Source organism: Paraburkholderia sp., from assembly GCF_035948235.1.
Lineage (GTDB): Bacteria > Pseudomonadota > Gammaproteobacteria > Burkholderiales > Burkholderiaceae > Paraburkholderia.
On the sequence record NZ_DASZJJ010000017.1, the window covers coordinates 1 to 11474 of the forward strand.

An 11474-nucleotide genomic window follows, 5' to 3' on the forward strand; every position below is an offset into this window, starting at 1 on the left:
CGGCCACGCTGATCGCGCACGGCCAGGACCCATTTTTCGCCACTCTGTGCGCGACGATTGCGGGCGCGGCGGCCGGCTTTGTCACGGGCTGGCTCAACGTACGCCTGAAAATCATGGATCTGCTCGCCAGCATCCTGATGATGATCGCGCTCTATTCGATCAATCTGCGTGTGATGGGCGCACCGAACGTGCCGCTCATCACCGAATCCACCGTCTTCACGATGATTCAGCCCGCGTGGCTGCCCGACTACGTGCTGCGTCCGCTCGCGCTGCTGGTGGTCGTGCTTGCGGCGAAGTTCGGTGTGGACTGGTTTTTCTCGTCGCAATACGGTCTCGCGCTGCGTGCGACCGGCGCGAATCCGCGCATGGCGCGCGCGCAGGGCATTGCCACGGGCCGCGCGACGCTGGCCGGCATGGCGCTTTCGAACGCGCTCGTTGCGCTGGCCGGATCGTTGTTTGCGCAGACCCAGGGCGGCTCGGATATATCGATGGGCATCGGCACCATCGTGATCGGGCTGGCTGCCGTCATCATCGGCGAAAGCATTCTGCCCGCGCGCCGTCTGGTGCTCACGACGCTCGCCGCCGTGCTGGGCGCGATTCTCTATCGCTTCTTCATTGCGCTGGCGCTCAACAGCGATTTCATCGGCCTGAAGGCGCAGGATCTGAATCTCGTCACAGCCTTGCTCGTGACGATCGCGCTCGTGCTGCCCGCGACGCGCAAAAAGCTGTTCGGCCGCAAGAACGGGAGAGCCTAAGCCATGCTCAGCGCACAAGACCTCAAACTCACTTTCAACCCCGGCACGCCGATCGAAACGCGCGCGCTGCGCGGTCTCACGCTGGAAATCCCCACCGGCCAGTTCGTCGCCGTGATTGGCTCGAATGGCGCAGGCAAATCCACCTTCCTCAATGCGATTAGCGGCGATCAGATGGTGGACGGCGGCAAGATCACCATCGACGGCAACGACGTCACGAAGAAGCAGGCCTGGGATCGCGCGCATCTGGTCGCGCGTGTGTTCCAGGACCCGATGGCGGGCACCTGCGAAGCGCTGACGATCGAAGAAAACATGGCGCTGGCGATGGCGCGCGGCAAGCGGCGCGGCTTCGGCCCGGCGCTGAAAAAGCAGGACCGCGAACTGTTTCGCGCCAAGCTGCGCCTCCTGAATCTGGGCCTGGAAAACCGTTTGAGCGATCGCATCGGCCTGCTGTCAGGCGGCCAGCGCCAGGCGGTGAGCCTCCTGATGGCGTCCCTGCAACCATCGCGCATCCTGCTGCTCGACGAACATACGGCCGCGCTCGATCCGAAGACCGCCGCGTTCGTGCTCGAACTCACGGCGCGTATCGTCGAGGAAGCAAAGCTCACGACCATGATGGTCACGCACAGCATGCGCCAGGCGCTGGACTATGGTCAGCGCACGGTCATGCTGCATCAGGGCCAGGTGGTGCTGGATGTGTCCGGCGACGAGCGCCGCGGTCTGGATGTACCGGACCTGTTGCGCATGTTCGAGCAGACGCGCCACGAGAAACTCGACGACGACGCGTTGTTGCTGGGCTAAACGCTTCGAACAAGCCCGCCGGCCTCATGGCTCGCGGGTTTTTTTATTGCCCGCGAATCGATATGGATTCCGAATTACTTCAAGCCGTCTTCGAATATTTGAACGTACCCTGCGCGCTGGCGATCAACAGGCGATCGTCCACCCATGCCTCGGCGCGCGCGAAAAAGATCGACCGGCCACCGCGCTCCAGATACCCTTTGGCGCGCACAAACTCGCCGAGTCCCTTGTCGAGATAATTGGTCGTGAGCGAGAGCGTGAAGCCATGACGCTTCGGCGCGTCGGCATCGGCGTAGAGACCCGCATAGCCCGCGGCCGCATCGAGCAAGGTGGCAATCGCACCGCCTTGCAGCACGCCCTGGCGATTGAGCTTCGAGCCGTCGATCGGCATGAGCAGCTCTACGTAGCCCTCGCGCCACTGCGCGATGCTCACGCCCAACGTTTCGAGGAACGGGTTGTCGACGGCGAATTGCGGCATGCTGCGTGCCCCTTGATAATCTAAAGCGATGAATCGACGAATCCGGCGCAAGCGCGTACAGTGCAAAACCCGGTGCCAAACCCGAAGCAAAGCCCAGTCAAGCAACTTGAAGCGGCGATTATAGGCCGCCAGACACGGGCTCGCAGCGCGCCGTCCCACTGTTCAGAGGAAATGTGCGCAACTGTACATGGCTTTGCGGGCCGCGCCGGAGAACACTTTGCTTTTCCCCTGCCGCCAGCGTGCGTGCACTATTCACTCGCAGCGTTTTGCTGCACCTTAAGGAACTCACCATGACCGACAACACGCGCTTAACCGACACCCTGATCCCGCAACGGGCAGCGGCGGCCGCCGCCGCGTTGCCGGTCGCCTGTCCGGCGGTCGATCCACTCACCGAGATCCTGCCCGACGAGCCGCTGCTCATGATGGGCGCGGGCCCCGTGCCGATCCCCGATGCCGTCGCGAAGGCCAATTCGGTCGTCATCAATCACCTCGGCGACACCATGGCGCGCGTAATCGACCAGGTGAAGACGATGGCGCGTTACGTGTTCCAGACGCGTTCGAACTGGGTGCTCGGCGTGGCCGGCCCCGGCTCGGCGGCGATGGAAATGGCGATTTCGAACCTCGCATGGCCCGGCACGCGCGTGCTTTCGATTGTCAACGGCTTCTTTAGCGGCCGGATGGCGGAGATGGCGCGCCGCATCGGCGCCGACGTCACCACGCTCGACGTGAGCGACCGCGAGATCGCCTCGCTGGACGCCGTCGCGCAGGCCATCGAGCGCACGCGCCCCGCGATCGTCACGATCGTGCACGGCGAGACTTCCAACACGGTCTGGAACCGCCAGTTGAAGGACATCGTGCGCATCGCGAAGGCGGCGGGGGCGCTGGTCGTCGTCGATGCGGTCTGCACGCTGAGCACGATGCCGCTGGAAATGGACGCATGGGGCATCGACACCGTCATTACCGGCGGCCAGAAAGGGCTGTCGTCGATTCCCGGCGTGTCGCTGATCGCGTTCTCGGACGCCGCGTGGCAACGCGTGCGCGAGCGCACCGAGCCGAATACGCACTGGTGCCTGGACGCCACGCTCGCGGAAAACTTCTGGCACAAAGCCGGTTATCACTACACCGCGCCGGTATCGGGCGTGCTTGCGCTGCACGAGGCGCTGCGGCTGGTCTGCACGGAAACGCTCGAAAAGCGCTTCGCGCGCCATCAGCGCTGCTCGCTGGCACTGCAAAGCGGCGTCGCCGCGCTCGGCCTCGAACTCTATACGCCTGAGGAGTGCCGCCTGAATTCGGTGGTCGGCATCGGGCTGCCAGAGGGACTTACGCCGCGCGACGTGTGCAACCATATCTCGCAGCAGTATCAGGTTGAAATCGCCGGATCGTTCGGACTGCCTATCGTGCGGATCGGCCAGATGGGCGAGCAATGCCGCGAGCACCATCTGTTCCGCACCGTCCACGCGCTCGGGCGCACCATGCGCGACCTGGGCGCGGACGTCGATCTGCCCGCAGGCGTGGCCGCGCTCGAAGAGTCGCTGTCGGCGGCCGCGCGGCGCTAAGGTTGAATCAAGGCTGGATCACGCGCGACGCGCCCGTATGCAGAGGAACGCGGGCGCGAGCGCAAGCTCCGTGTAAAGCGCCGGGGCCACGGCCTTCATCTCCGGGGCCGGCTTCGGCTCCAGCATGCCGTCGATCTGCCAGCCGGTTTCGAGCAACGCGTTGACGATATCGGCGAGCGGCCGGCGATACGCCTCCACATAAGGTTTCGGCTCGCCGAAGCCGCCCCAGTGCAGGCCAAAACGCGTGGTCTCGAAGTACGGGCGATTGCCGCGCGTGCGCGTGTCGATCCAGTCGCGCATGGGGTGCGCCATCGAAAACACCAGTCGCGCATCGGGCCGCGCGACGCGATGGAATTCGGCGAAAGTGGGCGCGAGGCGCTCCACATAGTCGAGCGCGAGCGAGCAGACGATACGGTCAAACTGCGCGTCAGCGAGCCACGCGAGCGGCTGGCCCAGATCGCCTTGCGCGACGTCCACGCTCAGGTCGGCGCAGCGCGCACGCGCGAGTTCGACCATGGCGGGCGTGACGTCAAAGGCTTTCACCGTGGCGCCCGCGCGCGCCATTTCCGCGCTGACGATGCCGGGGCCGCAGCCCGCATCGAGCACGCTCAGGCCCGCCACTTCGCCGAGCAGCGCGGCGGTCGCGGGGCGCTCATAAAGCGCGTTATGCGGTTTTTCTGGCGCCATCTGTGCGTAACGGTCGGCAAACTGCGTATAGGCCGCGCGGCCGGGAAGCTCGGGCGTGGAAGGCTGGTCGGCGTGGGGATCGGTCGGCATGCTGAAGCGAAAATCTGGGAAAAACGCGTATTGTGCCAGTCGGCAGGACAACGCCCCTCCTGCGCCCCACTCCCACCCCACACCCGTATCCCGGTTATCATCGCGCCTCGGCTTACAAAACTTCCACCCGACGATGTCCGCACTCTCCGCACTCCCCTTCGACGCCGTGCTCTTTGACTGTGACGGCGTGCTCGTCGATTCAGAGCGCATCACGCATATCGTGCTGGTGCAGATGCTCGGCGAGCTGGGCTGGACGCTGTCCGTCGATGAAGCGATGGGCATTTTCGTCGGCAAGATGGTCAAGGACGAGGCGGCGCTCATCCAGAAGCACACGGGTTTTCGCCTCACCGACGCCTGGCTCGAAGGCTTCCGCGCGCGCCGCAACGAAGCGCTCGCGCGCGATCTGATCGAGATTCCCGGCGCGCCCGCCGCCGTGCGCGCCGTGCGGGCGGCTTACGATGGCCGCATCGCCGTGGCCTCGGGCGCGGATCGCCGCAAGGTCGAACTGCAATTGCGCAAGGTGGGCCTGCTCGACTGCTTCGGCGAGCACATCTACAGCGGCCACGAAACGCCGCGCAGCAAGCCGCATCCCGATGTCTATCTGGCCGCAGCCGCCGGACTGGGCGTGGACCCGCGCCGCTGCGCCGTGATCGAGGACACCGTGACAGGCGCGCGCGCGGGCCTCGCGGCGGGCGCCACCGTGTTCGGCTACAGCCCCGCCGCGCCCGGCCACAGCAGTGCCGAGGCACTCAATGCCGAAGGTGTCGCCCACGTCTTCACCGACATGGCGCAGTTGGCCGCCCTGCTCACCGGCTGGAAAGCTTCGTAATCAGCCGTTTCCACGAAAACGCACAGAATTTTCCGATCGGAAACCCGCGCCGCCGCCGGCTCCCTTCGCGTCTCGACGTTAAACACATATGACATAGCCGCACCCGCGTTGCACCTGCGTGGCTTGCGCGTCACAGCTGGCACGGGAAAGCGGCAATCAGAGCGCACGCGGACAGCGGCTCGATTACCATCCGGAAAGTGTTCGCCGCAGGAAAAGATAGTTTGCTACCGAATCGCTTTACGCTATCATCCCGCCGATGTCGAATCTTCACACCTTACGTCTGGCAGTCAGCAGCACGCTCGTGACGGCCGCCCGCAAGTGGCGGCGCACGAGCCACGGCGCGCTCACGGCCTATAACGTCTCCGAAGCCTGCGCCACGCCGCTGCTCACCGCCGGGCGTCTGGGCGAGGCGGTGCGCCAGGTGACGCTGGCCGAGCACGTCGGCATCGAAGGCCCGTCTCTGGTGCGCCTGCTCGATCAGCTTTGCGCCGCCGGTCTGGTGCGCCGCGACGAGGACCCCGACGACCGCCGCGCCAAGACGATCTCGCTCACCGAGGAAGGCCGCGCCGTCACCGCCAAAATGGAAGAGGACCTGCGCGGGCTGCGCGCGCGCGTGCTCAAGGGTGTGAGCCGCGCCGATCTGGAAGCCACGCTGCGCGTGCTCAACGCCTTCAACGCGCCGGACCCGGCCGATGGCACCCTTCATGACTGAAAGCTGAAAGCGGCCTCATGACCTACCCTTCCCTGCGCGACTGGCTCTTTTCGGTCAAGACTTTCGCAGCCTCGATGCTGGCGCTCTATATCGGCCTGGCGTTCCAGTTGCCGCGTCCGTACTGGGCGATGGCAAGCGTCTATATCGTCTCGAATCCCTTCGTCGGCGCCACGCGCTCGAAGGCGCTTTATCGTGTTCTAGGCACGGCGCTGGGCGCCGCCGCCGCCATCGCGCTCGTGCCTCCCTTCGTCGAAACGCCGCTGCTGTTCAGCGTGATCGTGGCGCTGTGGACCGGCACGCTGCTCTACCTCGCGATCATGGACCGCACGGCGCGCAGCTATGTGTTCATGCTCGCGGGCTACACGATGCCGCTCATCGCCTTCCCCACGGTGACCGATCCGTCCACCGTGTTCGACGTGGCGATCGCGCGGACCGAGGAGATCACGGTCGGCATCATCTGTGCGAGCGTGATCGGCAGCAACATCCTGCCGAGCCGTCTCGCGCCCACCCTCATCGAGCGCGCCGACGCGTGGTTCCGCGACGCCGCCTTCTATGGCCGCGAAACGCTCTCGGGCAACATCGTCGGCAAGGCGATTTCGGCCTGCCGCCAGCGTCTGGCCAGCACGGTCAACCAGCTCGAATTCCTGCTCAGCCAGTTGGGCTACGACCACACGCATCCGGAAATCCTCGCGCGCGCCCAGGATCTGCGCGGGCGCATGCAGCTGTTTCTGCCGATGATTTCGGCGCTCGCCGACCCGCTCATCGCCTTGCGGCGCGATCTGCACGTCTGGCCCGAAGGGCTCGACTCGCTGCTGTCCGACGCAGCGAAGTGGTTCGACGCGCCGCTGCCGACGCGCGCCGCCGAGATGCACGACGAAGCGGGCGACAGCACCGCCGACAGCCTGCGCGCGCGCATCGCTGCGCTGCAGCCGGCACACGATCAGCTCACGAGCTGGGAAGGCGCACTGCTGTCGAATGCGCTCTGGCGTCTGGGCCAGGTGATCGACGTCTGGCAGGACTGCCGTACGTTGCGTGCGTTGATCGCACACGAGGCTGGCACCTGGCGCCCGCGCTACCGCCACTGGCGTCTGGGCGGCACCGAGCGCTTCTACGACCGCGGCCTGATGCTGATCTCGTGCGCCGTGCCGGTGAGCGCGATCCTCGTGGCCTGCTGGCTATGGGTCAGTTCGGGCTGGCACGACGGCGCGGGCGCCGTGACGCTTGCGGCCGTGGCCTGCTGCTTCTTCGCCGCGCTCGACGAGCCCGCGCCAATGGTGTTCCGCTTCTTCGCCGCGACCGCCGCGAGCGTGGTGTTCGCGGGCCTGTATCTGTTCGTCGTATTGCCCCGCGTGCACGACTTCGAGATGCTCGTGCTGATGTTCGCCGGACCGTTCATTCTGATCGGCACGCTGATTCCGCGCCCCGCCTTCAATATGGTGACGATGCTCACTGCCGTGAACACGGCGACATTCATCAGCATCCAGAGCGCCTACGACACCGACTTCCTCGTGTTCCTCAACAGCAATATCGCGGGCGTCGCGGGCCTGCTGTTCGCCTATGTCTGGACGCGCGTGACGCGCCCATTCGGCGCCGAATTCGCGGCCAGGCGGCTGTTGCGTTCGAGCTGGTCCGATGTGGCGCTGTCCGCCTCCACCGCGCCGCTCACCGATCAACGCAATCTGACTTCGCGTATGGTCGATCGTCTGATGCAACTGATGCCGCGTCTCGCGGCTTCCGACGAACACCGTCACCCATCGATCGAGAGCTTCCGCGATCTGCGCATCGCGCTCAATGCGCTCGATCTGCGCCGATCGCGCCGCAAGCTCGACGGCGATGTGCCTGCCGCCATCGACCGCGTGCTCGCGGGCGTGAGCGATCATTACACACGCTGCGCCGAAGCCAGTCAGCGCCAGAGCGCCTCGCCCGCCCTGCTTTCGACCATCGACGACGCTATGCATCGCGTCGCCACGCGCGGTCTCGCCCAGGAAGCGGCCAGCGCCGCCGGCACCGCAGCCGACGGCACGGGTGGCCCCACGCCCCGCGCGCGCGTCTCGCAGCGCTGGCTGCGCGACACGCTGCACGCGCTGGTGGGCCTGCGCCTCGCGCTCTACCCCGCCCAGGCAGGACAACGTCCGCATGGCGGCGCAACGGAGGCCGGCGCATGAGCACGTGTCCTGTTCAATCTGATCAACCTGTTTCGAAATCCGCACCATGATCGGCGAAATCGATATCTTTGGCGTCTTCGTGCCCGCCGTCCTCGTGCTGATGCTGATCGCGTACCTCATCAACGTCGTGATCGGCAAGGTGCTCACACGCGTCGGTTTTTACCGGCTCGTCTGGCACCGCTCCATTTTCGATCTCGGCATCTATGTTTTTGTACTGGCCGCCGTCATCATCGTTTCGCATCGCTTCGTGAACTAACGTGAACGTGAAAAAAACCTGGTTCTCCGCAGGACAGATCCTGCTGACGCTTATCGTCGTCGTGGTCGCCGCCCTCGTGCTGTGGCGCATCGTCAATTACTACATGTTCTCGCCGTGGACGCGGGACGGCCACGTGCGCGCCGACGTGATCCAGGTCGCGCCCGATGTGGGCGGCCTCATCACCAGCGTCGACGTGGCGGATAACCAGCCGGTCAAGCAGGGCCAGGTGCTGTTCGTCATCGATCAGGCCCGCTACACGCTGTCGCTGCGCCTCGCAGAAGCGGCGCTCGAACAGCGCAAGGCCACGCTCGCGCAGGCCAAACGCGAGTACGCGCGCAACATCGCGCTCGGCAATCTCGTGGCGAGCGAAACCATGGAAGAAAGCCGCACGCGCGTCGAACAGGGCGAAGCGTCGGTCGCCGACGGCCAGGTACAGGTGGATACGGCAAAGCTCAATCTGCAGCGCACGACCGTCGTGAGTCCGGTCGACGGCTATCTGAACGATCGCGCGCCGCGCGTGGGCGAATATGTATCGGCGGGCCGCGCCGTGCTTTCCGTGGTCGATCTGCACTCGTTCCGCGTGGACGGCTACTTCGAGGAAACGCGCCTGCACGGCATCCATATCGGCCAGCCTGTCGAGATCATCGTGATGGGCGAGTCGCGTCCGCTGCGCGGCCACGTGCAGAGCATCGTCGCCGCCATCGAGGACCGCGACCGCCAGGCAAGCCCCAACCTGCTGCCGAACGTGAACCCGGCGTTTAGCTGGGTGCGTCTGGCGCAACGGATTCCGGTGCGCGTCGCGCTGGACGAAGTGCCCGACGATTTCCGCATGATCGCGGGCCGCACGGCCACCGTCGCGGTGCGCGACGAGGCGTTGGAGAAGAAGGACAAGCGTAATGGCGCAAATGGCGCGAGTGGCGCAAGCGGCGTGAATGGCGCAAGCGCCGCCGTTGCCGGTTCCGATGCCGCCATCGCGCCGGTTATGGCGAGCGGAGCCTCGCAATGACGCGCCGTCGTCTTTGGCGCACTTTCGCGCTTGCGCCGCTCACGCTGGCCGTGGGGGCGTGTATCAATCTCGGCCCGAACTACAAGTTGCCGCAGGAGGCGCTCGTCAACGCGCCGCTTGCCCAGGGGCCGATCGCCGGCGCGGATAAGGCGCCCGTTTCGCAGGGAGCGGTGCCCAACGACTGGTGGCGTCTCTACGACGATCCCGCGCTTGATCAACTCGTGCAGGAAGCGCTCAAATCGAATACGAGCCTGCGCGTGGCTGCCGCGAATCTCGCGCGCTCGCGCGCCGCATACGATGTCGCCAACGCCCAGGGCGGTTTTTCGGGCAGCGCGAGCGCGGGCTTCCAGCGCGCCCAGGAATCGGCTGAACAGTACCTGCTGTTCAGCAAGCTGCCGGTCGAAAACCTCGGCGACGGCAGCATCAACGTCTCGTATGAAATCGATCTGTTCGGCAAGCTGCGACGCGGCGTGGAATCGGCCGAAGCCGAGGACGAATCCGTGCTCGCCGCCGCCGACCTCGCGCGCATCACCGTGGTGGCGGACGTGGTGCAGGCTTATGTCGAATCATGTTCGGCGGCGGAAGAACTCGCTATCGCGCAGGAATCGCTCAAGCTGCAACAGCAGCGCGTGGCGCTCACCAAACGCCTGCGCGACGCGGGCCGCGGCAACCAGCCCGACGTAACGCGCGGCGTGACGCAGGTGCAGACGCTCGCCGCGGATATCCCGCGTTTCGAGGGCCGCCGCCGTATCGCGCAATATCAGCTCGCCATGCTGCTCGCGCGCGCGCCCGCCGATCTGCCGCCTGCCGCGCTCAGTTGCAACCGCCTGCCGAAGCTCAGGCAGCCGATTCCGGTCGGCGACGGCGCGGCCTTGCTGCGCCGCCGTCCCGACGTGCGCGAAGCCGAGCGTCAGCTGGCTTCGGCCACCGCAAAAATCGGCGTGGCGATTGCGGATATGTATCCGTCGGTCAGCATCGGCGCGAGCGTAGGTACGGTGGGTATCGCCAGCGATCTGTTCTCGTCAACGACCAACAGCTGGTCTTTCGGACCCCTGATCAACTGGACGTTCCCCGCCAACGGTCAGCGCGCCCGCGTGCGCGGCGCCGAAGCAGCAACGAGTGGCGCGCTCGCGCACTTCGACGGCGTGGTCCTCAATGCGCTGCGCGAAACGCAGTCGAGCCTCGCAACGTATGCCGCGGACGATCAGCGCGCAGACGCGCTGCGCACGGCTTATGCGTCGGCACAGCAGTCGGCCGACGAAACGCACCGGCTGTACTCGGCAGGCCGTGAATCGTTTATTTCCGATCTGGACGCAACGCGCACGCTCACCAGCGCGCATTCGCAGGTCGCGGCGGCGGAAGGCCAGGTGGCGCTCGATCAGGTGAAACTGTTCCTCGCGCTGGGCGGAGGCTGGGAGCCGGATCAGGAGAAACCGGCGGCTGGGCAAGGCGCGCAGCCGGTGGGGCGGGCTGGCAATTGACAGGAAACAGGCAGCCGAACAGTAGGCGCCTGCTTCACTTTCATTCGATGATTGTTTGAAGGCGCGCCAATGCGTCTTCAACGACTTCCGGTGGCGCACGTTCGATCTTACGTGCACCACGTGCCTCCAGATCGAGCGTCCTGATCATATTGACAAGCGTTACACCTTGAGTCTCGGTTCCAGCACCGGACAGTGGCACGGCAAATCCCGCGAAGCGGGCGAAATCACCGCCCTGCGTAATCGGCGCGACCAGAGCCACGCCAAGCGAGTTGAATGCCGCTGGCGACAACACAAGCGCTGGTCGAAAATCGCCCTGCTGCTCGCGCCCCGAGGTCGGGTTTAGACTGACGCGCACAATATCGCCGCGTTCAAACCGTGAACGCCTCACCATGCCTCACGCCCCACCGGCTTCGATTGCCCCCAGGCCGCGAGATCTTCCGGCAGCGGTGCTTTTGGGTCGCATTGCGCGACCAGATCATCCAGCGAGTATTTCGGCTTTGCGGGCTTCAGCATAACGCCCTCAGGCAGCACGTCGACTGAAAGTGAAGTCCCAATCGACACGTTGATCTGCTCGAGCAGCAATGCCGGCAAACGGATCGCCGCGCTATTACCCCATTTCAGAATCTTGAGTTCCACGAATTCGCCTCCGGGATGTAGATTCATT

General features: G+C 65.5%; 13 protein-coding genes. 9 read left to right on the top strand and 4 right to left on the bottom strand.

The genetic code is table 11. From position 1 onward, the window contains the following. Both VG320_RS01085 and VG320_RS01090 read left to right on the top strand, forming a co-directional pair. On the top strand, positions 1-755 hold a 755-nt coding region (locus VG320_RS01085), incomplete at its 5' end, for an ABC transporter permease (RefSeq protein WP_327198339.1). A gap of 3 nt (positions 756-758) precedes the next feature. Then, complete coding sequence (locus VG320_RS01090) at positions 759-1553, top strand: ABC transporter ATP-binding protein (RefSeq protein WP_327198340.1); 795 nt, start codon at positions 759-761, stop codon at positions 1551-1553. Positions 1554-1632: 79 nt separating this feature from the next. Here VG320_RS01090 and VG320_RS01095 read toward each other — a convergent pair whose 3' ends face one another. Further along, positions 1633-2028 carry a PaaI family thioesterase gene (locus VG320_RS01095; RefSeq protein WP_327198341.1) on the bottom strand — a complete coding sequence of 132 codons (396 nt, stop codon included), beginning with the start codon at positions 2026-2028 and terminating at the stop codon, positions 1633-1635. Between the two features lie 419 nt (positions 2029-2447). Between VG320_RS01095 and VG320_RS01100 the strand changes: the two genes are divergently transcribed. Next, positions 2448-3584, top strand: a complete 1137-nt coding sequence (locus VG320_RS01100; RefSeq protein ID WP_327198348.1) for an alanine--glyoxylate aminotransferase family protein — start codon at positions 2448-2450, stop codon at positions 3582-3584. A gap of 18 nt (positions 3585-3602) precedes the next feature. Here VG320_RS01100 and VG320_RS01105 read toward each other — a convergent pair whose 3' ends face one another. Next, positions 3603-4361 (bottom strand): class I SAM-dependent methyltransferase, encoded by a 759-nt coding sequence (locus tag VG320_RS01105; protein WP_327198342.1) that lies wholly within the window; start codon positions 4359-4361, stop codon positions 3603-3605. 133 nt (positions 4362-4494) lie between these two features. Between VG320_RS01105 and VG320_RS01110 the strand changes: the two genes are divergently transcribed. The 6 genes from VG320_RS01110 (at position 4495) to VG320_RS01135 (ending at position 10810) form a co-directional block, all read left to right on the top strand. Then, complete coding sequence (locus tag VG320_RS01110) at positions 4495-5190, top strand: HAD family phosphatase (protein ID WP_327198343.1); 696 nt, start codon at positions 4495-4497, stop codon at positions 5188-5190. A 256-nt stretch (positions 5191-5446) separates the two neighbouring features. Then, on the top strand, positions 5447-5902 hold the full coding sequence (locus VG320_RS01115) for a MarR family winged helix-turn-helix transcriptional regulator (RefSeq protein WP_103703386.1): 456 nt from the start codon (positions 5447-5449) through the stop codon (positions 5900-5902). Between the two features lie 17 nt (positions 5903-5919). Then, the gene (locus VG320_RS01120; protein WP_327198344.1) at positions 5920-8067 is read left to right on the top strand and encodes an FUSC family protein; all 2148 of its coding nucleotides are present in this window, start codon (positions 5920-5922) and stop codon (positions 8065-8067) included. Positions 8068-8113: 46 nt separating this feature from the next. Next, positions 8114-8323, top strand: coding sequence for a DUF1656 domain-containing protein (locus tag VG320_RS01125; protein ID WP_027818583.1), 210 nt, complete (start codon positions 8114-8116; stop codon positions 8321-8323). A gap of 7 nt (positions 8324-8330) precedes the next feature. Continuing rightward, entirely contained in the window at positions 8331-9329 is a 999-nt protein-coding gene (locus VG320_RS01130) for an HlyD family secretion protein (RefSeq protein ID WP_327198349.1), read from the top strand. After that, the gene (locus VG320_RS01135) at positions 9326-10810 is read left to right on the top strand and encodes an efflux transporter outer membrane subunit (protein ID WP_327198345.1); all 1485 of its coding nucleotides are present in this window, start codon (positions 9326-9328) and stop codon (positions 10808-10810) included. Before VG320_RS01130 ends, VG320_RS01135 begins: the two co-directional genes overlap by 4 nt. Positions 10811-10850: 40 nt before the next feature. Here VG320_RS01135 and VG320_RS01140 read toward each other — a convergent pair whose 3' ends face one another. Continuing rightward, positions 10851-11201 (bottom strand): type II toxin-antitoxin system ChpB family toxin, encoded by a 351-nt coding sequence (locus VG320_RS01140; protein WP_327198346.1) that lies wholly within the window; start codon positions 11199-11201, stop codon positions 10851-10853. After that, a complete protein-coding gene (locus VG320_RS01145) occupies positions 11195-11446 on the bottom strand; it encodes an AbrB/MazE/SpoVT family DNA-binding domain-containing protein (RefSeq protein ID WP_327198347.1) in 252 nt (83 codons plus the stop codon). The genes VG320_RS01140 and VG320_RS01145 overlap by 7 nt, the downstream gene beginning before the upstream one ends. Between the last annotated feature and the right edge of the window lie 28 nt (positions 11447-11474).